22 protein-coding genes are annotated in these 25,068 nt (G+C 49.8%); 5 read left to right on the forward strand and 17 right to left on the reverse strand.

The features are described from left to right. Positions 1-607 precede the first annotated feature (607 nt). The 5 genes from GJV52_RS02365 to yajC all read right to left on the reverse strand — a co-directional run bounded on the left by GJV52_RS02365 (position 608) and on the right by yajC (position 5,659). Positions 608-1,909 (reverse strand): MFS transporter, encoded by a 1,302-nt coding sequence (locus GJV52_RS02365; protein ID WP_100562486.1) that lies wholly within the window; start codon positions 1,907-1,909, stop codon positions 608-610. A 394-nt stretch (positions 1,910-2,303) separates the two neighbouring features. Further along, positions 2,304-3,239 (reverse strand): protein translocase subunit SecF, encoded by a 936-nt coding sequence (secF, locus tag GJV52_RS02370; RefSeq protein ID WP_100562484.1) that lies wholly within the window; start codon positions 3,237-3,239, stop codon positions 2,304-2,306. Positions 3,240-3,242: 3 nt separating this feature from the next. Continuing rightward, positions 3,243-3,458, reverse strand: a complete 216-nt coding sequence (locus tag GJV52_RS13490) for a hypothetical protein (RefSeq protein ID WP_154212849.1) — start codon at positions 3,456-3,458, stop codon at positions 3,243-3,245. Positions 3,459-3,461: 3 nt separating this feature from the next. Beyond that, on the reverse strand, positions 3,462-5,324 hold the full coding sequence (gene secD, locus GJV52_RS02380) for a protein translocase subunit SecD (protein ID WP_095502686.1): 1,863 nt from the start codon (positions 5,322-5,324) through the stop codon (positions 3,462-3,464). A gap of 71 nt (positions 5,325-5,395) precedes the next feature. Next, positions 5,396-5,659 (reverse strand): preprotein translocase subunit YajC, encoded by a 264-nt coding sequence (gene yajC / locus GJV52_RS02385; protein WP_095502687.1) that lies wholly within the window; start codon positions 5,657-5,659, stop codon positions 5,396-5,398. Between the two features lie 197 nt (positions 5,660-5,856). Here yajC and GJV52_RS02390 point away from each other — a divergent pair, with 197 nt between their 5' ends. Together GJV52_RS02390 and GJV52_RS02395 are read left to right on the forward strand one after the other, a co-directional pair. Beyond that, a complete protein-coding gene (locus GJV52_RS02390; RefSeq protein WP_100562482.1) occupies positions 5,857-6,906 on the forward strand; it encodes a histone deacetylase family protein in 1,050 nt (349 codons plus the stop codon). A gap of 216 nt (positions 6,907-7,122) precedes the next feature. Beyond that, the gene (locus GJV52_RS02395; RefSeq protein WP_095502689.1) at positions 7,123-8,187 is read left to right on the forward strand and encodes a 2,3-butanediol dehydrogenase; all 1,065 of its coding nucleotides are present in this window, start codon (positions 7,123-7,125) and stop codon (positions 8,185-8,187) included. 70 nt (positions 8,188-8,257) lie between these two features. Here the strand turns inward: GJV52_RS02395 and gloA are convergent, their stop codons facing one another. Beyond that, on the reverse strand, positions 8,258-8,671 hold the full coding sequence (gloA, locus tag GJV52_RS02400; protein ID WP_095502690.1) for a lactoylglutathione lyase: 414 nt from the start codon (positions 8,669-8,671) through the stop codon (positions 8,258-8,260). A 224-nt stretch (positions 8,672-8,895) separates the two neighbouring features. On the opposite strand from gloA, the gene GJV52_RS02405 reads away from it, so the two are divergent. The 3 genes from GJV52_RS02405 (at position 8,896) to GJV52_RS02415 (ending at position 12,769) form a co-directional block, all read left to right on the forward strand. After that, positions 8,896-10,437, forward strand: coding sequence for a Re/Si-specific NAD(P)(+) transhydrogenase subunit alpha (locus tag GJV52_RS02405; RefSeq protein WP_095502691.1), 1,542 nt, complete (start codon positions 8,896-8,898; stop codon positions 10,435-10,437). An 11-nt stretch (positions 10,438-10,448) separates the two neighbouring features. Beyond that, entirely contained in the window at positions 10,449-11,834 is a 1,386-nt protein-coding gene (gene pntB / locus GJV52_RS02410) for a Re/Si-specific NAD(P)(+) transhydrogenase subunit beta (RefSeq protein ID WP_100562480.1), read from the forward strand. A gap of 143 nt (positions 11,835-11,977) precedes the next feature. Continuing rightward, complete coding sequence (locus GJV52_RS02415) at positions 11,978-12,769, forward strand: formate/nitrite transporter family protein (protein ID WP_100562477.1); 792 nt, start codon at positions 11,978-11,980, stop codon at positions 12,767-12,769. 92 nt (positions 12,770-12,861) lie between these two features. On the opposite strand, the gene GJV52_RS02420 is transcribed toward GJV52_RS02415, so the two are convergent. From GJV52_RS02420 to GJV52_RS02470, 11 genes are all read right to left on the reverse strand, one after another. Next, the gene (locus tag GJV52_RS02420; protein ID WP_154143208.1) at positions 12,862-13,533 is read right to left on the reverse strand and encodes a formate dehydrogenase subunit gamma; all 672 of its coding nucleotides are present in this window, start codon (positions 13,531-13,533) and stop codon (positions 12,862-12,864) included. Continuing rightward, positions 13,533-14,447: a formate dehydrogenase subunit beta gene (gene fdxH / locus GJV52_RS02425; RefSeq protein WP_100562475.1), complete on the reverse strand. Its 915-nt coding sequence runs from the start codon at positions 14,445-14,447 to the stop codon at positions 13,533-13,535. Before fdxH ends, GJV52_RS02420 begins: the two co-directional genes overlap by 1 nt. A gap of 11 nt (positions 14,448-14,458) precedes the next feature. Beyond that, the gene (fdnG, locus tag GJV52_RS02430; RefSeq protein ID WP_100562473.1) at positions 14,459-17,575 is read right to left on the reverse strand and encodes a formate dehydrogenase-N subunit alpha; all 3,117 of its coding nucleotides are present in this window, start codon (positions 17,573-17,575) and stop codon (positions 14,459-14,461) included. A gap of 289 nt (positions 17,576-17,864) precedes the next feature. Next, a complete protein-coding gene (locus tag GJV52_RS02435; protein ID WP_095502697.1) occupies positions 17,865-18,392 on the reverse strand; it encodes a thioredoxin family protein in 528 nt (175 codons plus the stop codon). Between the two features lie 295 nt (positions 18,393-18,687). Beyond that, positions 18,688-19,830 (reverse strand): THUMP domain-containing class I SAM-dependent RNA methyltransferase, encoded by a 1,143-nt coding sequence (locus GJV52_RS02440; protein WP_095502705.1) that lies wholly within the window; start codon positions 19,828-19,830, stop codon positions 18,688-18,690. Positions 19,831-20,144: 314 nt separating this feature from the next. Further along, positions 20,145-20,570, reverse strand: a complete 426-nt coding sequence (locus GJV52_RS02445) for a hypothetical protein (protein ID WP_100562471.1) — start codon at positions 20,568-20,570, stop codon at positions 20,145-20,147. Between the two features lie 2 nt (positions 20,571-20,572). Beyond that, entirely contained in the window at positions 20,573-21,379 is an 807-nt protein-coding gene (locus tag GJV52_RS02450; protein ID WP_095502699.1) for an NUDIX domain-containing protein, read from the reverse strand. Positions 21,380-21,497: 118 nt separating this feature from the next. Then, positions 21,498-21,875 (reverse strand): holo-ACP synthase, encoded by a 378-nt coding sequence (gene acpS / locus GJV52_RS02455; protein WP_100562469.1) that lies wholly within the window; start codon positions 21,873-21,875, stop codon positions 21,498-21,500. 58 nt (positions 21,876-21,933) lie between these two features. Beyond that, positions 21,934-22,665 carry a pyridoxine 5'-phosphate synthase gene (pdxJ, locus tag GJV52_RS02460; RefSeq protein WP_095502701.1) on the reverse strand — a complete coding sequence of 244 codons (732 nt, stop codon included), beginning with the start codon at positions 22,663-22,665 and terminating at the stop codon, positions 21,934-21,936. A gap of 83 nt (positions 22,666-22,748) precedes the next feature. After that, positions 22,749-23,537: a DNA repair protein RecO gene (gene recO, locus GJV52_RS02465; protein WP_100562493.1), complete on the reverse strand. Its 789-nt coding sequence runs from the start codon at positions 23,535-23,537 to the stop codon at positions 22,749-22,751. A gap of 125 nt (positions 23,538-23,662) precedes the next feature. Next, positions 23,663-25,045: a TolC family protein gene (locus GJV52_RS02470; RefSeq protein ID WP_100562467.1), complete on the reverse strand. Its 1,383-nt coding sequence runs from the start codon at positions 25,043-25,045 to the stop codon at positions 23,663-23,665. Between the last annotated feature and the right edge of the window lie 23 nt (positions 25,046-25,068).

Here is a 25,068-nt window from a genome sequence, read left to right on the forward strand (position 1 = left end):
TTTCCAACACAATATCTTTAATTTCCCAATATCATAAACATCTCAAACAACCGTTGCAATACTGGCCATGAGGACAAAACCGTTTATCCCCGAATGATTTTGGCGCATTATTGAGAATAAACTACCGGCCATCTCTACTATCCATCAGACTTTGAACATGAGTATACTGCCAACAATTATTTTTATTCATTTAAGCTGATATTCTCTTTTACCTAGTTGTTTCAAATAAAAATAAGACAAGGCGATATAACTGCCGTATATACCCGGCACATAAGGGGCATTAACACTGCATTATTTTTATTTTAAACCAATCTGCCTCGCAAGCATGTAATAAAATTTACATGCAAGCTATTATGTTTAAAAAGTTTGAAACTGACAAGCAAGCCTTTAAGAATCTGCTGCATAAATTTGATACACCGCAAAATCCCTGTAAATAAACATTTCAATCGCTTAAATTTTCATTTTTCTTTCCTATTTTCTCCGCCTAAAAATTCAACTTCAAACATAAAAAATGAAATTTAAATACATTCATTAAATATTCAAGGCCGTCTGAAAGGTTATTTTCCCCTTTCAGACGGCCTGATTCTCATTTATTGAGCATATTTCCTTAAGCGTGTTGCACCTTAGGCTTCAAGAAGAACAATGCTACTACCGCTAAGATAATCACCGCTGCGGTTGCGCCATATGAATCATCTTTCGCCCAACCTGCATCCAGCAAACCACCAGCCACAATCGGTGCCAAAATCGAACCCAAACGGCCGACACCGATGGTGACACCCACACCGGCGCTGCGGAAATCAGCGGCATGAAGCGTCGGATTGATGGTGTAAAGACCGGCAATACAACCATTCATCAGTGCACCAATCAAAACGGCAAACACCAGCGCCACGCTTAAAGCGCTTGATGATAAGAATGCAAAAATCGCCCCGACTGCCAACACACCAAAACTGATTAACACCGCGCGTGCCGTCCAACGGCTGGCCAAGAAACCGAAAATCAACGAACCAATCGCGCCACCCACTGAAATTGCCATGCCGACCGACTGGCTTTGCTCTTTCGCCATACCGGCTTGTTCCAGCAAAGCAGGTGTCCATGAGTTGATAAAATAATACGAAGCCATCACAGTGATAAACGCCAACCAAATCAACAGCGTGGTCGCCCGATATTGCGGCTCAAACAAACGCAGAATCGACACTTTCGCCTTCTTCACGCCCTGTTCGATTTCAGGGAACGCCCAATCACCGCTCAAGCCCATTTTGGCGACAATCTTATCCAAACGCGTTTTGGCATTGGCCGGACGCTTGGTCAGCAAAAAATCCACCGATTCCGGCAAAACCGCCATCAGCAACACCACCGCCAACATGGTCAACACCGCACCAACCAAAAATACCGAACGCCAGCCGTATTCACCCTGCAGCATCACTGCCGACATACCGCCCAACATCGCGCCGATACCGAAGCCGGATGCATAAATCGCAATCGCCAAGCCGCGCCATTTTTGGTTGGCATACTCACTGACAATCACGTTGGTACACGGCAGAATACCGCCCACACCCAAGCCGGTGACAATACGCCAAAACGCAATTGTTTCCATCGAGTGTGAGAAATACGTCATCAACATACCGATGGCCGACAACAGCGTTGAAAAAATCAGCAAAGGGCGACGGCCAAAACGGTCAGCGAACGGTGCTAAAAATACCGAGCCCAAAGTCATGCCCAGCAAACCTGCACTCATCAACGTGCCGATATGCGCACCATCCAAGCCCAGCTCAGTTTGAATACTTTTTGCCGTGAACGCCACCGCCAACACATCAAAACCGTCGAGCATATTTAAAATGAAGGTCAATGCAACCACCATCCATTGATAACCGCTCATCGGGCTTTGGGCAATTTTTTGTCTTAAATCCATGAATAACCTTCTCTTTCCAAATCACCGTCTACTTTTATCATTTTAAGTATTATTCGAAATAAAATGATACTATTCCATCAATATTGTCATCGGCAAGTTAACCGATTTAACTAATACCAATTGATATCATTCATTTTTGAAATAATGCTTTTAACGGAATGCTGCCACTATAACGGCTTCACTATACACAAGCAAATTCTAAATTTGCGCGTTGATATGAATGAAATTCATTGAGAGGCCGTCTGAATGTTTCAGACGGTCTCTATAGTGGAAATACCGATTTAGTGCTATTTCAATTAAATGAAACACCCATAAAAAAACACGCTGAAAATCAGCGTGTTTTTTAGTTCAGACGGCCTCATATTCACAAGGCCGTCTGAAAAGATGACGGCAGTTACACCACCACTTCTTCTTTTTTCTTCGGCGTTTTCGAAATATTTTCTCGATTCAGGCCGAACATCAGCAACAGCGGGCTGGCCACCAAAACCGATGAATAAATACCGAACACGATACCGATGGTCAAGGCCAGTGAGAAACCGTGCAAGGCCGCGCCGCCGAAAATCAACATCGACAACACCATCGCTTCGGTCGAGCCGTGGGTGATGATGGTACGGCTCATGGTTGCGGTAATCGCATTGTCAATCACTTGCGGCACGGTATGATTGCGCATGGCCGGTTTACGGAAGTTTTCGCGGATACGGTCAAACACCACCACCGATTCGTTCACCGAATAACCCAATACCGCCAAAATACCGGCCAACACAGTCAATGAAAACTCCCATTGAAACAGCGCGAAACAGCCGAGAATAATCACAATATCGTGCATATTGGCGATAATCGCCGCCACGGCAAAACGCCATTCGAAACGCATCGACAGATAAATAATGATACCGATGACCACCATACCCAAAGCCAGCAAACCGTTGGTCACCAACTCTTCGCCGACCTGCGGGCCGATGAACTCAACTTGGCGCAGTGTGACATCAGGATTGCTTTGTTTCAACAAGTCCATCACTTGGTTCGACAATTGCGCTGAAGGCACACCTTCTTTGTTCGGCAGACGAATCATGATGTGTTTGCTGGTACCCAAAGCTTGTACCTGCACTTCACCCAAATTTAAGGTATTGAGCTTTTCACGGGTTTGGTTAACATCGGCACCTTGCTGATACTGCACTTCCATAACGGTACCGCCGGTAAATTCCACCGAGAAATTCAAACCTTTGGTCACCAAGAAAAATACGGCTGCAATAAACGTCACCAACGAAATAAACGTGGTCAGTTTACCGTAGCTCATGAATGGAATATCGCGTTTGATTCTGAATAATTCCATGTTTTACTCCTTATCCACCACGGTATTCGAGGCAACCGGCTCCGGCTTCCACACCGAACCGATGGAAATGCTTTGCAGCTTGCGTTTGCGGCCATACCACAAATTCACCAATGCGCGCGATACCACCACCGACGAATACAACGTCACCAACGAAATAAACGTGGTCAGTTTACCGTAGCTCATGAATGGAATATCGCGTTTGATTCTGAATAATTCCATGTTTTACTCCTTATCCACCACGGTATTCGAGGCAACCGGCTCCGGCTTCCACACCGAACCGATGGAAATGCTTTGCAGCTTGCGTTTGCGGCCATACCACAAATTCACCAATGCGCGCGATACCACCACCGACGAATACATCGAGGTCAAAATACCCAAGCAGTGCACCACGGCGAAGCCGCGTACCGGACCCGAGCCAAAAATTAGCAAGGCGATACCTGCAATCAGCGAAGTCAAGTTGGAATCGACAATGGTCGACCAAGCGTGTTGGTAGCCGAGATTAATCGCCTGCTGCGGTGGCACGCCGGCGCGCAATTCTTCGCGGATACGCTCGTTAATCAATACGTTCGAGTCAATCGCCATACCCAAAGTCAGCGCCAATGCGGCAATGCCCGGCAGGGTCAAAGTGGCTTGCAAGGCAGACAGAATCGCAATCAAAAACAGGATATTGGTGCTCAAGGCAATGGTCGAGAACACACCCATCAGGCGGTAGTAAATCACCATAAACACTGCCACAGCAGCAAAACCCCACAGCGTTGAATTAAAGCCTTTTTCGATGTTTTCTTTACCCAAAGACGGGCCAATGGTGCGTTCTTCCACAATTTCCATCGGTGCGGCCAGCGAACCGGCACGCAACAACAAAGACGTATCGTTAGCTTCTGCGCTGCTCATGCTGCCGGAAATCTGCACACGGCCACCGGTAATGGCAGAACGAATCACCGGTGCGGTCACCACTTCGGCTTTACCTTGGTCAATCAGCACCATCGCCATGCGTTTGCCGACATTTTGCGAGGTCAGCTCGGCAAAAATGGTGCCGCCGGTGCCGTCTAAGTTGATGCTCACCGCAGGGGCGCCCATTTCATCGAAGCTCGGTTGGGCATCGTTGATGTTGTCGCCGGTGAGCTCAACCTGCTTGCTCACCAAAGTGGCTTGCGGATGCTCGCCCGCGCTATACAGCAATTCATAACCACTTGGCACATTGCCGTTTAAAGCGGCAGTAATTTGCGCCGGATCGTCTTCCACCATGCGCACTTCCAAAGTAGCGGTACGGCCGATAATGTCTTTGGCTTTAGCTGTATCCTGCACACCCGGTAACTGCACCACAATGCGCTCGGCACCGGATTGCTGAATCACCGGCTCGGCCACGCCCAATTCGTTGACACGGTTGTGCAGCGTAGTGATGTTTTGCTTCACCGCATCGGTGCGGATTTTGGTGACTGCCGCTTCAGACAGCGTCAGCACCACATTATTACCGTCAGCCGTCAGCGTGGTTTCCGGCAACAGGTTTTGCAGTTGCGGCAGGGCTTTTTGCACATCGGCCGCATCTTGGAATGGCACAGTCAGGCTGTTGTCTGTATGGCGGATGGTGCCGATACGGATTTTTTGACGGCGCAAATCGCGGCGGATATCGCCTGCGTAACGCTCAAATGTTTTCTGCATCGCCGCCTGCATGTCCACCTGCATGGTGAAATGCACGCCGCCGCGCAAGTCTAAGCCTAAGAACATCGGATTGGCGTTCATTTTCGCCATCCATTCCGGGCTGTCGGCCAGCAGGTTGAGCGCGGTAATATAGCCTTCACCCAAGGTATTTTCGATCACATCACGTGCTTTCAGCTGCGTTTCCGCATCTTTAAAACGCACTTTCAGCGAATTATCGGCAATAAACATGCCGTCGGTTGAAATATTGGCCGCCTTCAAAGCAGATTCAACCCTGCTTTGGGTTTGTTCGTTAATGACAATAGATTGTCGGTTGGTCGATACCTGCACCGCAGGCGTTTCACCGAATAAATTAGGCAGCGCGTAAATCACCGCCACAATAATCGTAAACGCAATCAGCAGGTATTTCCATAAAGGATAACGGTTCATGGGAAACCTTCAGTTTTTCTTAAAGACAAACAGCCGCGCTCAAAATGAGGCGGCTTTTGCAGCAATCAATCTTATTCAGCTTTGCTGGCGATGGCGTTGCGGTCAACTTCCACTTCCACGCCGCGGCCGATTTCCACACCGTAAAACTGTTCGCCAACGCGGGTCACGCGGCCTTTGAAACCGGCAGCCAACACCACTTTATCGCCGACTTTCAATTCAGACAGCATTTGTTGATGGGCTTTGAATTTCTTTTGTTGCGGACGCATAATCAAGAAATAAAACACCACCATGATGAGGACGAGCGGTGCAAATTGAGCCAACATACTTTGTTCCATAGTTTTTCCGTTCTATAATCGTTGTTAATTGAAAAGCAGGACTGAAATTTCAGTTGGGTCAGCCCCAAAATTACGCTATTCTAAAGGCCGTCTGCAAATTTTCCAAGTATTTCCGCGTTTATTAACCATATTTATCAGTCAGGCCGTCTGAAATTTCAGACGGCCTGAAGCCCACCTTATTGCGAACCTGCTCACACATGAAGAAAATCATCAACCGCTTGCGCACGTTTATCCGACGGCTTATGGGAAAAAACGCCCGCACCCTGTGGGTATCGCATCCTATTTTTGCCGAACACGAACCAGGCATCCATCACCCCGAATCCCCTGCCCGCATTGCCGCCATCGAAGCCGAACTCAAACGCCAAAATATTTGGCCGAAGCTGCAAACCGCTCAAGCACAGGAAATCAGCGACAAACAACTCGCCTTGGTGCATCCGCGAAAATACCTGCGTTTCCTAGAATGTCATCAGCCGCAGCCGAGCAAAATCTACCGCATTGACGACGACACCGTCATGAGTCACGGATCATTACAAGCCACCCGTTTTGCGGCGGGGGCGGTGGTACAGGCGATTGACATGGTGATGAACAAAAAAGCTTACCATACTTTTTGCGCCGTACGTCCACCCGGCCATCATGCCCATTCCGATAAAGCCGGTGGCTTTTGCTTAATCAACAACGTGGCCGTAGGCGTGATGCACGCGATTGCCGAATACCGCTTGCAACGCGTGGCGGTGATTGATTTCGACATCCATTTCGGCGACGGCACGGCGGAAATCTTCAAAGACGAACCGCGCGTGATGCTGCTGAATATGTTTGAGCACGACCTTTTTCCGTTCGCCTTGCCGCAAAATCAGCAAGGGCGCAACCCGAATATCATTCACACGCCTTTTACCCCGGATACCGGCAGCCGCGTGTTCCGCACCACCATTCGGGAAACATGGCTGCCCAAGCTGGCCAAGTTTAAGCCCGAATTGGTGGTGATTTCCGCCGGATTCGATGCACACAAACTCGATGAAACAGGCCGTCTGAATCTGCACGAAGCCGATTTTGCTTGGTTGACGCATAAAATTGTTCAGACGACCTCAAGCTGCAACGGCAAAATCGTATCGGTATTGGAAGGCGGCTACACGCTTGAGCCGCTGGCAAAATCAGCCGCCGCGCATATTCATGTGTTGGCCGGATTGCCTAAAGCCGATGAGGCGCATCAATATGAAAAGCGGCTTAAGGGCAAACGCGCAGCTAAATAATTTGTTTCTTTTAATCAGGCCGTCTGAAACTTGGCTTTCAGACGGCCTATTTACATCGTGCTCAAAAAGTGTAGAATCTAAATTAAAGATTGTTATCTTATATAATCAAATAAAAAACTTATCACAGATAATAATATTAGAACACCCTTTCATACATATCATGAATATCTGAATTCCATTAGCCCTAACCTTTGATTAATCAAAAAGGAGTTACATATGAAAGCAGCACGTTTCTACGACAAAGGCGACATCCGCATTGAAGACATCCCCGAGCCAACCGTGGCACCGGGCACCGTCGGCATCAACGTGGCTTGGTGCGGTATTTGCGGTACCGACTTGCATGAATTTATGGAAGGGCCAATCTTCATTCCGCCATGCGGCCATCCACATCCGATTTCCGGTGAGGAAGCACCGGTTACCATGGGGCACGAGTTTTCCGGCGTGGTATATGCTGTGGGCGAAGGCGTGGACGACATCGAAGTCGGCCAGCATGTGGTAGTTGAGCCTTACATTATCCGTGATGATGTGGATACGGGCGAAGGCAGCAATTACCATTTGTCTAAAGATATGAACTTCATCGGCTTAGGCGGCTGTGGTGGCGGCTTGGCGGAAAAAATCGCCGTTAAGCGCCGTTGGGTACACCCGATTTCCAACGATATCCCATTGGATCAGGCCGCTTTGATCGAGCCTTTATCCGTAGGTCATCATGCTTATGTGCGCAGTGGCGCAAAAGAAGGTGATGTGGCCTTGGTCGGCGGCGCCGGCCCTATCGGCTTGTTGCTGGCGGCGATTTTGAAAGCCAAAGGCATTAAAGTCATCATCACCGAATTGAGCAAAGCCCGTAAAGACAAAGCCAAAGAAGCCGGTGTAGCCGATTATATTCTTGACCCTTCCGAAGTCGATGTGACCGAAGAAGTATTGAAATTGACCAACGGCGAAGGCGTAGACGTGGCATTTGAATGCTCGAGCGTGAATAAAGTATTGGATACTTTGGTGGCTTCTTGCAAGCCTACCGCCAAAGTGGTGATTGTGTCGATTTGGAGCCACCCGGCCACCATCAATGTACACAGCGTGGTGATGAAAGAATTGGACGTACGCGGCACCATCGCCTACTGCAACGACCATGCCGAAACCATCAAGCTGGTGGAAGAAGGCAAAATCAATCTTGAGCCGTTCATCACTCAACGTATTAAGTTGGACGAATTGATTTCTGAAGGCTTCGAGCGCCTGATTCACAACAACGAATCTGCGGTAAAAATCATTGTGAATCCGAATCTTTAACCTATTGAATTGTTAAATAAAAGGCCGTCTGAAACTTAAATTTCAGACGGCCTTTCTTAATTGCCTTGAATTACTTATCGTATTGTACCGAATCATTGCCGGAATTTTTTTGGATAAACTCGATTTTGTAGCCATCGGGATCTTCCACAAACGCAATCACGGTGGTGCCGTGTTTCATCGGACCGGCTTCGCGTACCACTTTACCGCCTTTTTGTTTCACCATTTCACAAGCTTGGTAAGCGTCGTCCACTTCAATCGCGATGTGGCCGAAGGCATCGCCTAAATCGTAGCTTTCAGTACCCCAATTGTAGGTCAGTTCCAATACGGTATTTTCCGCTTCATTGCCGTAGCCGACAAAAGCCAAAGAGAATTTGCCGTCCGGATAATCATGTTGGCGCAGAAGCTGCATGCCCAAAACATTTTGATAGAAATCCAGTGATCTTTCCAGATTGCCGACACGCAGCATAGTGTGGAGCATCCGCATGATGTGTTCCTTTTGTTGGTTTTAAAGTCTTATTTTAACACGACAATCTCTACGCTATCCACCTCCTTTTCCGCAGTCTAAAGTCTTTTTCGGACTAAGTATAGTTAAAATTAATATATTAAGAAAAAGAATTTTTTCATTGTCTTTCAGGCAAAAATTAGTTATAAAGTATTGGCTAAGATTCATTTACATAAGCTTGATTAACCAACTTAAAGGACGAAGACATGAGGATTGGTATCCCTAAGGAGTCTCTGGCCGGTGAAACCCGTGTGGCGTGTACGCCTGCGACCGTGACCCAGTTGCAGAAGCTGGGTTTTGAGATTGTGATCGAACGCGATGCCGGCTTGGCTGCCAGCTTGGATAATGCCGCTTACGAAGCTGCCGGTGCGATTATGGCCGACGCGGATACGGTGTGGCAAAGCCCGTTGATTTATAAAGTCAACGCGCCGACCGAATCGGAAACAGGCCGTCTGAACGCCGGTCAAACCTTGGTCAGCTTTATCTGGCCTGCACAAAATCCTGAATTGGTGCAGACCTTAAACGATAAGCAAGTCAACGTGTTAGCGATGGACATGGTGCCGCGTATTTCCCGCGCCCAAGCCTTAGATGCGCTGTCTTCTATGGCCAATATTTCCGGCTACCGCGCCGTGATTGAAGCGGCCAATGCGTTCGGCCGTTTCTTTACCGGTCAGATTACCGCTGCGGGCAAAGTACCGCCGGCGCAAGTGTTGGTGATTGGTGCGGGTGTGGCCGGTTTGGCCGCCATCGGCACGGCAAACTCACTTGGCGCCATCGTCAAAGCATTCGATACGCGCTTGGAAGTGGCTGAGCAAATCGAATCGATGGGCGGCCAATTCTTGAAGCTCGACTTCCCACAAGAAGCAGGTGGCAGCGGCGACGGTTATGCCAAAGTGATGAGCGAAGAATTCATCGCTGCGGAAATGAAGCTGTTTGCCGAGCAAGCCAAAGAAGTCGACATCATCATCACCACCGCCGCCATTCCGGGCAAACCGGCGCCGAAACTGATTACCGCCGAAATGGTGCAATCGATGAAACCGGGTTCGGTGATTGTCGATTTGGCAGCAGCCACCGGCGGCAACTGCGAATTAACCCGTCCGGGCGAACTCTTTATCACCGACAACGGCGTAAAAATCATCGGCTATACCGATATGGCCAACCGCTTGGCGGGACAATCTTCCCAGCTTTACGCCACCAATTTGGTGAACTTGGCCAAACTGCTCAGCCCGAATAAAGACGGCGAAATCACGCTGGATTTTGACGATGTGATTATCCGTAACATGACCGTGACGCGCGATGGCGAAATCACTTTCCCGCCGCCTGCGATTCAAGTTTCCGCCCAGCCGCAAGCCAAGCCGTCTGAAAAAGCCGCGCCGATGGCCAAACCTGAGCCGAAACCTGTTCCATTGTGGAAAAAACTCGCCCCTGCGGTGATTGGCGCGATTCTGATTTTGTGGATTGGTGCCGTCGCCCCTGCTGCCTTTCTGAACCACTTTATCGTGTTCGTTTTGGCTTGTGTGATTGGCTATTACGTAGTGTGGAACGTATCGCACTCGCTGCACACACCACTGATGTCGGTGACCAATGCGATTTCGGGCATTATCGTGGTCGGTGCGCTGCTGCAAATCGGCCAAGGTCACGGCTTTGTGTCGTTTTTGGCGTTTATCGCGGTATTAATTGTCAGCATTAATATCTTCGGCGGCTTCTATGTTACCCGCCGCATGTTGAATATGTTCCGCAAAGGATAAGGGGTTACGATATGTCTTTAGGTTTGGTTACTGCGGCCTACATCGTCGCCGCAATTTTATTTATTTTCGCGCTGGCCGGTTTGTCAAAACAGGAAACCGCCAAGCAAGGCTGTTATTCCGGCATGGTCGGCATGGCGATTGCCTTATTTGCCACCATTTTCAGTGAGCAGTCTTCCGGCCTTTTCTGGGTTGTGTTGGCAATGGCTGCCGGTGCCGCCATCGGTATCTACAAAGCCAAAAAAGTCGAGATGACCGAAATGCCCGAGCTGATTGCCCTATTGCACAGCTTCGTCGGCTTGGCCGCGGTGTTGGTTGGTTTCAACAGCTTTATTTACCCGGGTGATGTACCTTCGGATATGCACACCATTCACTTGGTGGAAGTATTCTTGGGTGTTTTCATCGGTGCGGTGACGTTTACCGGCTCGATTGTGGCCTTTGGCAAACTCAACGGCAAAATCAGCAGCAAACCGCTGCAACTGCCGGCCAAGCATAAGCTGAATTTGGCCGCTTTGGTGGTGTCGTTTATTTTGCTGTTGGTGTTTGTATCAGCCGACGGCAGCTGGTTCGCCCTGATTGTGATGACCTTGATTGCCTTGGCTTTCGGCTGGCATTTGGTCGCTTCCATCGGCGGAGCGGACATGCCGGTGGTGGTGTCGATGCTGAACTCATACTCCGGCTGGGCAGCGGCAGCAGCGGGCTTTATGCTGTCTAACGATTTGCTGATTGTGACCGGTGCGCTGGTCGGTTCCAGCGGTGCGATTCTGTCGTACATCATGTGTAAAGCGATGAACCGCTCGTTTATTTCCGTGATTGCCGGCGGTTTTGGTTCAGACAGCACGGCAGCCGCAACGGGCAGCGGCGAAGTGGGCGAATACCGCGAAATCGATGCTGCCGGTGTAGCCGCTTTGCTGAAAGACGCGTCCAGCGTCATCATCACGCCGGGCTACGGCATGGCGGTGGCACAAGCGCAATATCCGGTGGCTGAAATCACCGAGCTGCTGCGCCAAAACGGTACGCAAGTGCGCTTCGGTATCCACCCTGTCGCCGGCCGCTTGCCGGGTCACATGAACGTATTGCTGGCCGAAGCCAAAGTTCCTTACGACATCGTGTTGGAAATGGATGAAATCAATGATGATTTCGCCGAAACCGACGTGGTATTGGTGATTGGTGCCAACGACACCGTCAACCCTGCCGCGCAAACCGACCCGAATTCACCGATTGCCGGCATGCCGGTGTTGGAAGTGTGGAATGCTAAAGAAGTGGTTGTGTTCAAACGCTCGATGAATACCGGTTACGCCGGCGTGCAAAATCCGCTGTTCTTCAATGAAAACAGCGTGATGTGTTTCGGCGATGCGAAGAAAACCGTCGATGATATTTTGGCCGAACTGAAGAAATAAGCCGAAATCAACTTGAGGCCGTCTGAAACGTTTCAGACGGCCTCAATTACATGGAATAACAAAAATACACCCTTGAGTTATATCAAGCGCGATAGCATTCTGCCACCGTAAAATAATGCTTGTATTCGATACGGACAACAAACATGAGTGATTTATACCCGCATGAAATCCTGCGCGCGACCGCTGATAAAGGCGTCGCAAAAGGCAACGGCGACGCGCTGCAACTGAGCGTCTTGGGCTTTTTGGGTGGCGCATTTATTTCCATCGGCTATCTGGCCTACATCCGCGTGGTCGGTGGTATGCCGGAAGAAATGGGCAGCTTGGCTACCCTACTCGGCGCAGCGGTTTTCCCCATCGGCCTGATTTGTATTTTATTGGGCGGCGCAGAATTAATTACCAGCAATATGATGGTGTTGCCTGTGGCCGTGATGATGAAAAAGATTACCACCGCCAAATGGCTGCGTAATTGGCTGATTGTATCGCTGGCGAATGTGCTCGGCGCATTTTTTGTGGCATGGTTTTTCGGCCATTTTTTGGGTTTGACCGAAGGCTGCTACTTGCATGAAACCATTGCCGTGGCGCAAACCAAAGTATCGGCGGATTTTGCGCATGCTTTCGTATCCGGCATTGGTTGTAACTGGATGGTGGCGATGGGCGCATGGTTGTGCTACGGTGCGCATACTTACGGCGGTAAGATTTTGGCGATTTGGTTTCCGATTATGATTTTCGTATTAATCGGTTTTCAACACGTTGTCGCCAATATGTTTGTGATTCCGGCAGCGATTTGGGGCGGCGCCGATATTTCTTGGGCGCAGTTTATGCACAATATGGTGTCGGTTTATTTGGGTAATGCAGTCGGCGGCTCAGTATTCGTCGGCATGCTTTATGTATTGGCTTACCGTAAACAGGCACAAGCAGCTGATTCTGCACATTAATCAAACAACAAAAGGCCGTCTGAAAAAATATTTTTCAGACGGCCTTTTACTATGCCATAACCCGATGATAATGCTCAGGCTAGGCTAAACCATTACAGTTTGTGTTGATTGTTGACATCGGTGATTGGCGTTTCAACCGTTTTTTCATCGGTTTTGGCCATCACTTCACGATACCATCTTGGGTGGTGTTTCTTCGCCCATTGTTGCGAAACCACACCTTCGGTCATGGCGCGAACCGTGCCCTTAACCCAAATCGCTGCGTAAACGTGCACGATAATACCGGCAATCAAAACAATCGCGGCACCGGCATGGAACAACAACGCCAAACGAATCACCGGGATCGGGAACATCTCGGCAAAATACGGACGCCATGCGATGACACCGGTAATCACCAATACCAGCATACAAGCCGTCATCAACCAGAACATGCCTTTCTGACCGCCGTTGTATTTGCCGACGTCACCCACTTCATGGCCTTTCAAAATGGTGGTCACCGACTTCATCCATTTCACATCTTCTTTATCGAAGAAGTTGAATTTCCAGTAACGGAAAAACTGAATGAAAAAGCCGATAAACATCACCACACCGATAAACGGGTGCAAAATCCGCGCCAATTGCGGCGTACCAAAAATGCCGGTCAACCAGAAAAATGCCGGATAGAAGAATGCCAAACCGGAAATGGCCAGCAAAATAAAACACAAGGCAACAACCCAGTGATTGATGCGTTCACTGCGTTTGTAACGCTGAATTAACTTTGGTTTCATTATGCATCCTCCTCACCGTGCAAGATTTTACCGTCTTTGCCGATGACTTCAGGTTTATCTTCGTCTTCGCGGTTAGGGCCTACGGTAATGTAGTGCATCCAACCGGCAACCGCTGCCGCAGCAATACCGAATGTTGCCAAAGGCTTGAGCAAACCTTTCCATACTTTCACGGTTGGGCTGATGCTTGGATTTTCAGGCAAGCCGTTGTAAAGGTTAGGTTTGTCGGCATGGTGCAAGACATACATCACGTGCGTACCGCCTACCCCTTGCGGGTCATACAGACCGGCATTTTGGTAGCCGCGGTTGTTCAAGTCTTTAATGCGCTCTTGAGCCACTTCTTTCATGTGCTCTTTGCTGCCGAACTGAATCGCGCCGGTCGGACAGGTTTTCACGCAAGCAGGCTCTTGACCGACAGCCACGCGGTCTGAACACAAGGTACATTTGTACGCACGGTTGTCTTCTTTGTTGATGCGCGGAATGTTAAACGGACAGCCTGAAATACAGTAGCCGCAGCCGATACAGTTTTCCTGATGGAAATCGACGATACCGTTTTCATACTGAATAATCGCACCCGGTGAAGGACACGCTTTCAGACAGCCCGGATCGGCACAGTGCATACAGCCGTCTTTACGAATCAGCCATTCCAGTTTGCCGTTTTCTTCGGTTTCACTGAAGCGCATCACTGTCCAGCTTTTTGCGGTCAAATCAATCGGGTTGTCGTATACGCCGACGTTTTCACCGATTTCGTCACGGATGTCGTTCCATTCCGAACACGCCACCTGACAGGCTTTACAGCCGATACAGGTGCTGACGTCGATTAATTTTGCCACTTCAACCGGTTTACGCACCTGAGGCGATGGCGTAATACCCGATGTTGCAGAGCGGCGTTTGATATCTAATGATTGTAATGCCATTGTTCCGCTCCTTACGCTTTCTCAATATTAACCAAGAAGGTTTTGTATTCAGGCGTTTGCGTGTTACAGTCGCCCACGAAAGGCGTCAGCGTGTTCACGATATACTGCTTCTGACCTGATACGTTTTCCCAACCGCCGTGCAACGGAATACCGACTTGGTGAACGGTTTTACCATTGATGGTCAATGGTTTCACACGTTTCGTTACCACGGCTTTGGCCTTGATATACGCACGTTTGGAGCTAACTTTGACCCAATCGCCTTTCTTAATGCCTTTTTCGGCAGCCAATTCTTCACTGATTTCGATGAATTGCTCAGGCTGGGCAATCATCAGCAGCTTCACAGACTTGGTCCAGAATTGGAAGTGTTCAGTCAGGCGGTAAGTGGTGCCGACATATGGGAACTCTTCAGCCGTACCGATACGGTCTTTCACGCTGTCAAACAAACGCATGGCAGGTGATTGAACCACTTTCGGATGCAGCGGGTTGGTGCCAATCGGTGATTCCAAAGGCTCGTAGTGCTCTGGGAACGGACCGTCAACCAGCTTGCGTTGTGCAAACAGACGACCCACACCTTCTTCGTTCATAATGAACGGATTCATACCGCTGCCCGGTGCTTCATCGCCTTTAAAGTCGGCTACGTCGGCACCAGTCCATTTTTTACCGTCCCACTCAATCAACACGCGGTTCGGATCCCAAGGTTTACCGTTCGGATCCAAGGATGCGCGGTTGTACAGAATACGGCGGTTGGCAGGCCATGCCCATGCCCAGCGTGGAGTGTTGCCCAAACCGGTATCGGTGTTGTCACGACGGTCCATTTGGTTACCGGCTTGTGTCCATGAACCTGAGAAAATCCAAGTAGCACACTCGGTGGTACCGTCATCACGCAATTGCGAGAAGCCGTCGAGCAATTCGCCTTTTTTACGGATCACATTGCCATTGGCATCTTTGATGTCTGCCAAGGCATAACCATTGGATTCTTTGGCCATTTCTTCCGGTGTAGGCGCCACTGGGTTTTTATAGTGCCATGCCAGCTTGGTAATCGGCTCAGGCGCAGTACCGCCTTCTTTTTCGTACATTTCTTTCAGCAAAATGTACAATTCGCCCAAAATGTCCAAGTCAGGCAAGGCTTCGCCCGGAGGGTTTTGACCCGGGTGGTGCCACTGCAACCAGCGTGAAGAGTTCACAATCGAACCGGCTTCTTCTGCGAAACATGGCGTCGGCAAGCGGAAGACTTCCGTTTGGATTTTAGACGGATCAACATCATGCGCTTCACCGTGGTTTTCCCAGAAAGAGGCGGTTTCGGTTTTCAGTGGATCCATCACGACCATGTATTTCAGCTTAGAGAATGCTTCGGTCACACGGCTAGCATCAGGGAATGAGCCTTGCGCGTTAAAGCCTTGCACCAATAAGCCGTTTACTTTGCCTTGATACATCAATTCAGTGGCTTGCAAAATGTCATACATTTTGTCCCACTTCGGCAGCCAGTCGTAGCCCCAGTTGTTTTCTTTGGTAGCGTTTTCACCGTACATCCATTTCAGGAAGCTGACGAAGAATGCAGGCGTATTGCTCCAATAGTTCAACTGATTGGCTTGCAATGCTTTAGGGGTTTGCTTGGCAATATAGTCTTGGAAAGTCGGGTGGTTGTCTTCGTTTGGCAGGGTCAGGTAGCCCGGCAATGAAGTTGACAACAAGCCCAAGTCAGACAGACCTTGAATGTTAGAGTGGCCACGCAATGCGTTCACACCGCCACCTGCCATACCGATGTTACCCAACAGCAATTGAACCATCGCCATGGTACGGATGATTTGCGAGCCGTAAGTATGCTGTGTCCAGCCCAATGCATACAGAATGGTACCGGCTTTATTCGGCGCAGAGGTTTCACCCCATGCTTCGGCGATTTTCAAGAAATCTTCCTTGCTGGTACCGCAAGTGGTTTCCATCACATCCAGCGTGTAGCGTGAGTAATGTTTTTTCAACATTTGGAACACGCAACGCGGATCTTGCAAGGTAGGGTCGGTTTTGGCGTGACCATTGGCATCCAATTCGTAGAACCACGTTTCATTGTCGTAGTAGTTCTTACGGTTGCCGGTACGGCTGGTCACTTCAGGCTGTTGCTCACCTTGTTTGGCTTCAGGCGCCTTGAACTCGGCAGCACCCGAGAATAAGCCCTCATCAAAGTCAAAACCTTCGGAAACGATAAAGCTCGCATTGGTATAAGCTTTTACGTATTCCCATTGGATTTTATCGTTTTCAATCAGCCAGTTAATCAATGCACCCAAAAACGCGATATCACTACCCGAGCGGATAGGCGCGTAGAAATCAGATACCGCAGCGGTACGGTTGAAGCGCGGGTCAACCACATATAACTTGGTGCCCTTTTTCTTTTTCGCTTCAATCACCCATTTGAAGCCCACTGGGTGTGCCTCTGCCGCATTACCGCCCATCACCATGATGAAGTCGGCATGCTGGATGTCCATAAAGGTGTTGGTCATCGCACCGCGGCCGAAAGTCGAAGCCAAAGCAGATACGGTCGGGCCGTGACACACGCGCGCCTGCGCATCGGTGGCTACAATACCCAACGCACGCATCCATTTTTGGGTCAGGATACCGGTTTCGTTCGAAGCAGCAGAAGCCGTCAGCATGGCCACGGTAGGCAAGCGGTGTACCGGCACGCCGTTTTCATTGTTGACGATTAAGTTTTCGTCACGGTCTTTTTTCAGATGCTTGGCAATGCGGGTTAAGGCATCGTGCCAAGAGATGCGTTTCCATTCATTAGTAAACGGCTCGCGCACTTCCGGAAAATGCAAACGGTTCGGGCTGTGTACAAAATCCAACAAGCCTGCGCCTTTCGGACACAATGAACCACGGCTCACCGGATGATCCGGGTCGCCTTCGATGTGGAAAATCACTTTTTTGGCATTTTTGGCACCGTCGCCCATGCTGTACAAAATCGTACCGCAACCTACGGAACAATAAGTACAGTTGTTACGCGTTTCAGTAGCGCGCAAAAGTTTATACTGGCGCACCTCCGCCCAAGCGTTGGTCGGCATCATGCCCATTACGGCCAAACCCGACGCGCCGGCACCGGCGGCCGTTACTTTAAAAAACTGCCGTCTTGATACATTCATGGTTGTGTTCCTGCTTGATTAGGAAGCCGCATTTTCAGACGGCCTCACTATGTTTTTGTTTTTGTAATAATACTTTAAAGCTAATACTTTAGTATTATATTTCGACAAATTAAAACTACTGTAGTCAATTGTAAGTCATTCGACATTGATAGTCTAACTTTATTTTAAATCCGTTTTAATTGATTTTTATTATTAATATCTGAGTGATTTTATCAGGATTAAATAAAAGGCCGTCTGAAACATATTCATTTCAGACGGCCTTTTATTTATGCTTTGATTAAACGGCTATTCAACGACGCAAACGGTTTGCATCCAACCATTTTTCCAAATCTTCGGCGCTCAATTTGCCGCCGTTGTCTTCCAAGTCTAATTTATTCAACTGACGACCTGCACCATAAGCTGCCAATACCGGCGTACCGCTCAAACCATATTGCTGCTTGAATGCTGCCCACGTGGCTTTATCCTGATGCAGGCGGTGTACGTTAACAAAATAGATTTTATCGTTGAGCTGATATTGGGCGATGTAGCGTTTGAACATCGGCTCGAATGCGCTGCAATCGCCACAGCTCGGGCGGCCGATATAGGCATAAAATTTATCGCCTTTCGCCACTTTGGCTTTGAAGTTTTCTACGGTCAGACTGTTGAGTTCAAAATACATATCGGAATACGTATCTTCCAAACGCTTGGTATTAGCCGCAGAAAGCTTCACCGCCGTTTGCGCTTCCGACAATTCGCTTTTTAACTTATCCAGTTCTTGATGATGGCTGCACGCGCCTAGCAATAAGATGGCAGCAAGTGACAACATAGCGATTTTCATGGCAAGCTCCTCATTGGATAATGAATATCTTATTGAATCAGTATAAACCCGTTTGACAACAAAAATTTAAATATTTGATGATGATTTGATAAAACGCAATTGAAAAGGCTGAGACCTTTGCAAAACCTCAGCTTTGAGTACAGTTCGAAGTTAGAGCAGCGCAGAAAGCGCAGACATATCACTTAGATAGGCAAGCTTTCGAGCAGCGCATAACGAAGAAATGTGCCAAAGATGGGGAATTTGCAAAGGTCTCAGGGCCGTCTGAAACTTATGTTTTCAGACGGCCTCACCTATTCTATCGGTTAGAACCCTTTACCATATCCATCAAGAACAGGCGGCAATCCAAATTACCGTTGTACAACGGGATTTTGCGCTTCGGCGACAAACGCATGAATTTCGGCATATCACGATCGCCGGTAAACATACCGATCAACCAGCCTGCATAATGCTGCTTCAGCCATGAACCCAACTGCGGATACAGCGCCTGCAAAGCCTGCATTTCTGCCAAGCGCACGCCATAAGGTGGATTGGAAATCATGATGCCATTGTCGCCATTCGGGCGGGCATTTTGCGCGTCTTTCACTTCAAAACGGATAAACTCAGCCACTTCGGCCGCCTCAGCATTGTGTTCGGCAGCGCGAATCATGTGGCGGTCGTTGTCGCTACCGGCAATCGGCGCGGTAACCGGCACGATTTGTTCACGCGCTTCTTGGCGGATTTTCACCCACGCGGCTTTGTCGAAATTTTGCAGCTTTTCAAAACCGAAACGGCGCATCAAACCCGGCGCACGGCGGCCGGCAATCCATGCCGCTTCAATGGCTAAGGTGCCGCTGCCGCAGAATGGGTCTTGAAACGGTTGTGAGCCGTCGTATCCGGCCAGCAACAGCAAACCGGCAGCCAAGTTTTCACGCAACGGCGCTTCGCCGGTGTCTTCACGGTAGCCGCGTTTGAACAGGGCTTCGCCGGAAGTGTCGATAAAAATCTCGATATTGCGCTCATCCATAAACGCATGCACGCGCACATCGGGGCGAATTTTGCCCACGCTCGGGCGTGCATCATAAATATCGCGGAACGAATCACACAGCGCATCTTTGATTTTCAGACCGACAAAATCCAAGCTTTTGACATTGGCGCGCTTACCTTCCACCTTTACTTTAAAGGTTTGCTCCAGCGTGAACCAGTTGAACCAATTGATGTTTTTGGCTAATTTATAAATATCCTGCTCACTGCGGTAGCTGCCTTTGGTCAGGCGCAGCAGCACGCGGCTGGCGGTACGCGAATGCAGATTGATGCGGTAAACCTGCTCCATGCTGGCTTTGCAGGCCACGCCGCCATCGGTGGCTTGAATGTCTTGAATATTCAGGGAGGCGAGTTCGTCGGTCAACGGCGTTTCCAAACCGCGCGGACAAGTGATGAATAAGGCGTATTGCGTCATGATGATTCCTTTCTGGGTCGGCCACACAGGCTTTCTGCGTGTCAATAAAGAGGTGAATTATAGCGTAGATTATAAAAGTAAGATATTTATTTTTCAGGATTTTTTAAACAAAAGGCCGTCTGAAACCATTTATTTCAGACGGCATTGATGGAATCGGTTTTCAGACGGCTCGAGACCTTTGCAAAACTCCCCATCTTTGGCACATTTCTTCGTTATGCGCTGCTCGAAAGCTTGCCTATCTAAGTGATATGTCTGCGCTTTCTGCGCTGCTCTAACTTCGAACTGCACTCAAATCTGAGGTTTTGCAAAGGTCTCGACTACTCGGCTGTAAAGGCCGTCTGAAACACTTCGCCATCGATGTTGATATCGGCCAAATAATCATGGCGGTTTTCAACACACATCGGCAAACGGATTTTCTTCGCCGCCCATGTGCCGTCGTCTTGGCGGCGGATATTGAAGCGGTTGAAGCCCATATCCATGTCTTTCATGCTAAAGCTGACGGTAACTTCCTGAACCGCTTCCGGTACATTGTTCAATGCAATATCAAAGGGTTTCTTGGCTTCAACTTTATCGCTGAATTTGACATATACCCCATTGGGTAAGGTACAACCCTGCGTGACTTGGCATTCGGCCTGCTGGGCTTGCGGCTGTTGCTGCTGCCACCAATCCAAGGCGATGAGTTTGACGGCGGCAAACGCCAGCAGCAATACGCCAACGATGATTAACTTTTTGTTTTGACTCATATTCAGACGGCCTCAACCTCATCATCAACCACCACCGCATGCGCGCCCGCTTGTCGCCATTGCGCTTGATACTGCACCGCCCAATCAGGCAAAGCGGCAATCACCACGGGCATAGACACGCCCTGTTGCAAGGTGCGCAAAGCGGCTTCGGCAGCAGCTTGGTTTTGCACGCGCCACACCACTACATCGGCATCCTGCACATTGCGCCATTGTTCAGCAGTTTCTACCACGACCCACACGCTTTGCGCAGACGGCATTTTGCCAAGCTTACGCAATTCAGGTTCTTCAATCAAAATATGTTCATGCTGCGGCTCGGCCAGATGATACGGCACCACACGGTATTTGCCCATGCGGTTAAACCCGCGTAAACCGCTTTTCAGACGGCCTGACAATTCGCGCGGCACGGAAAGCGATTGCAGCAACGCGCCATTGGCGGGCAACATCGGCGACACGGTAAAATCGCCCGCTTTCTGCCATGACCACGTCTGCCCTTCTTTGGCCTGCAATTCGCCCGACCATTCGTCGGCTTCCACCCGTAAAAAACGCAAATGCACATGGGCATGTTCGTAGGCGTGGATTTTGGTCAGCCACGGCGTGGCGTGATGAATGCGGATGCCGAGTTCTTCCTCCAGTTCGCGCTGCAAAGCTTGAAACTCGGTTTCGCCCGCTTCCACTTTACCGCCGGCAAACTCCCAATAGCCGGCATAAGGCTTGCCTTCTGGGCGTGAGCTGAGCAAATAATCGCCGTCGGCATTGAGTAAAATACCGGCAACAACGCGGATTAAGGGGCGTGGATCTGATGTGGTCATGATGTTTGGGGTAATCGATATAAATTTTCAGACGGCCTTGTTACGCAATACGTTAAGGCCGTCTGAACGTCATTGAACATGCGCCGGCAAACCTTGCTTGCCCGCGCATGAAGTGGTGTTATTTTTCGGCAATCACAAAAGCCAAGACGGTATCTTCTTCATCGGCCATGCTCAAGCTGACGTGGCTGATGCCCTGCTCTTTGAGCCATTTTTCCAGCACCGGCGCGTAGAAAAATTCGGGCTTGCCCATTTCGTCGTGGCCGATGCCGATGTTGCGGAACGACACCGCACCGCGAATACCGGTGCCGACGGCTTTGGCAAACGCTTCTTTGGCGGCGAAACGCTTGGCCAGATAATTCACCGGTTTGCCGGCTTGGGGGAACTCCATCAATTCTTCAGGACTGAGAATGCGTTCGGCAAAGGCTTGGCCGAATTTTTTATTCAGTCGGATGATACGTTTCAGGGAAACGATGTCGGTGCCGATACCATAAATCATGGGGTTCTCCTTATTATCTTTGCAAGTAACAGGCCGTCTGAAATCTCTGACGGCTACATTATTTTGCCAACAAACGCGCTTTAAACATCACGTCTTTCATTTGACGAATCGCTTCGGGCAAACCTAAAAACACGGCTTGGGCGATGAGCGCGTGGCCGATGTTTAATTCTTGAATCGCGGCAATGCGAGCAATCGGTGTGACATTATGAATAGTCAAGCCATGCCCGGCATTGACGACCAAACCCGACTCATCGGCAAAATGCGCGCCTTCTTCAATCCGCGCCAACTGCTGCACCTGTTCAGACGGCGTATGCGCATCAGCATAGGCACCGGTATGCAGTTCAATCACGGGGGCACCGATGTCTTTGGCCGCCTGAATCTGCGCCTGATCGGCATCGATAAACAGCGATACGCGGATACCGGCGTCAGTGAGCGTGCGCGTGAATCGGGCGATTTTCTCCTGCTGCGCCAACACGTCCAAACCGCCTTCAGTAGTCACCTCTTGACGCTTTTCGGGCACAATGCACACATCTTCCGGCATAACGTTTAGCGCATTTTCCAGCATTTCTTCGGTCAGCGCCATTTCCAGATTCAGGCGCGTGCGGATGGCATTTTTCACGGCGAACACATCGGCATCTTTGATGTGGCGGCGGTCTTCACGCAAATGCAGCGTAATCAAATCCGCACCGTGGGTTTCGGCGATGAGCGCGGCTTCTACCGGACTCGGATAAATCGTGCCGCGTGCATTGCGGACGGTGGCGACGTGGTCGATGTTAACGCCTAATAACATGGGTTTCCTTTCGCTGATTCGGTTTCAGACGGCCTGTTCATCATCAAGGCCGTCTGAAAAAATAGAGTGGGTTGGTTGCTGATTCAGACGGCCTGCGGATGCTCGGCGGCTTCATGCCTTCTGAACGACAGCGGATCCAAATCAAACTGCTGCAACTGCTGCAATACCTGCCGCGATTTAATGCCTTCGGGAATGTGAAAATCAATCAGCAAGCGATTGATTTTTAAAGCCTGTTGCAAACTGATGCCGTCTGAAAACCCGCCTTGGCGCAATTGGATTAAGCTGCTGCCGTTAACCGCAATGCCAATTTGCTGCTGATTGCCCAAGCCGTTGGCTTCGGCCAGCGGTAATAAGGCTTCTTCGGGGCGCAGCCAATATTGTGCCTCAGGGTCAATTTCATTTCCGTGAACATCATGCTGCAAATCCAGCGCATAGCCCGAATGGTGCAGCAATTGCCATTCAAAGCGGCGTAAAGCGGCGATGTGGTTCGGCTCGCGGCACAGGGTTTGCATGGTCTCGGCAAAGATGTCGTACAACTCGGGCATCGGGTCTTCGCGTGCAGTGAGTTTCAGCATCAGCTCATTAACATACAAGCCGCTGAACAAAGCCCGTCCTTGCGGTTGCGGCCAACCACCCAACCATTCGGCACGGTGCAGCGTTTTGAGTTCTTGGCTGCCATACCACGACGCGCTCATCGGCACAAACGGCACCAACACACCGCGCAATTCGCTCATGCGCTTGCGGGCGCTGCGTGCCAACAAAGCCACGCGACCGTAGCGGCGACTGTACACTTCCAGCCACAGACTGCTTTCGCGCCAAGGCGCGGAGGCGAGCATGAAAACGGGTTCGTGGTTGATGCGGTGGTTGGACATGGTTTTGTGGCTGAACAGAATGAAGGAATTATAACGGTTTTCAAATAAAAGGGTGATGAAAATAAAACGAGGCCGCCTGAAAAATCGTGAAGTATTTTTCAGACGGCCTTGATACATCAAGCACCTTATTTCGGCGTGTAGCGCCCTGCCATGGCTTTATACACCATGTTTTCGTATTTCAACACGTCATAGCGTTGGTTTAAGACGTTTTGCGCCGAGCTGTATTCGCTGTTTAAGGCTTCGAGCCAGTCTTTCAACTCGTTTTTGCCGTGTTGGTAGCGCACTTGGTAATAGCGGCTGTTTTTCTGATCCAAGGCATAACGCTGGCGGGTGTTGTTCAAAGTGGCTTGCGCGTTTTGGTAGGCCAAATAATTAGTGTTGACTTCATTCAGCGCGGTGGTTAACGCCTGCTCGAAATTCAATGCCGCGCTATCAAAACGCGCTTGGGCATCTTTGTCTTCCCATTGCAGCGTTTTCCAATCTAAAAACGGCAGATTGATTTGCGCCGAACTGCCCAAAAACGGTATGTCAAACATAGTACGCGCCTGACTTGATTTGGTACTAAAAGTTGCACCTACAGTGATGCTCGGATACCAACTGCGCTGCTGCGCCGCCAAGGTTTGTACCGATGATTGCAAACGGTATTCCGCTGCGCGCAAATCAGGACGGTTGCCCAATACTGAAATCGGCACATTCAAATCCACGCCTTTCACCGCCAGCAAGCGGTATGCTGACGGCTCCGCGGCGATGGCTTCGCCCGGCTTCAGATTCAGCAGATTGCGCAAGGTTTGCTCGAGCGCATCACGGCTGTTTTGCAGTGACAATAAATTATTTTGCGCGCTCAGCAAAGATTGTTTCGCCTGCGTGCTTTGGCTGGAATCGGCCTTGCCGTGGCGGTATTTGGCATCGGCGATGCGGGCGATTTCCTGATACTGCTTTAGCGATTGTTGGGTTAAGGCGATGGCTTCGTTGATGTAGGCGATGTTGAAATAGGCATCGGCAACATTGTTTACCAAGGTTAGGCGCGTGTTGGCCAAGTCTTCCTGCGTAGCGCGGTATTCCCAAACCTGTGCATCGGCAGTCGCACTCAAACGCTGCCATAAATCGAGTTCGTAACTCAAGCCCAATTGGCTGCTGAAGCTGTTGTTGCTGCTGCCGGATTTGAGATTTTTAGAAGCTGACGCGCCGACCGAGCCGTTAAACGACGGCACCAAGTTCGCGCCCAAAATATTGGCCTGATACAAGGCGCGGTTGACTGAAATCGCGGCTTGTTTCAAATCGATGTTGTTGTCTAAAGCCTGCTGAATCACGGCATTGAGTTGGACGTTTTGATAGATTTCCCACCAGTCGCCGTTAATCTGATAGCGCTCGGCCGCTTCGGCTTCGCTCATGATGTGTGTATTGCCGTTCAAGCTCGGCGTGTTCACTTTGGGGTTGACCGCACACGCGCTTAAGGCCAACGATACGGCCAACACAGAGGCCGTCTGAAAAAAAGTTTTGCTGTTCATGGATTCATCATTCTGATGTTTCA

This window comes from Neisseria brasiliensis (assembly GCF_009671065.1).
GTDB classification, from domain to species: domain Bacteria; phylum Pseudomonadota; class Gammaproteobacteria; order Burkholderiales; family Neisseriaceae; genus Neisseria; species Neisseria brasiliensis.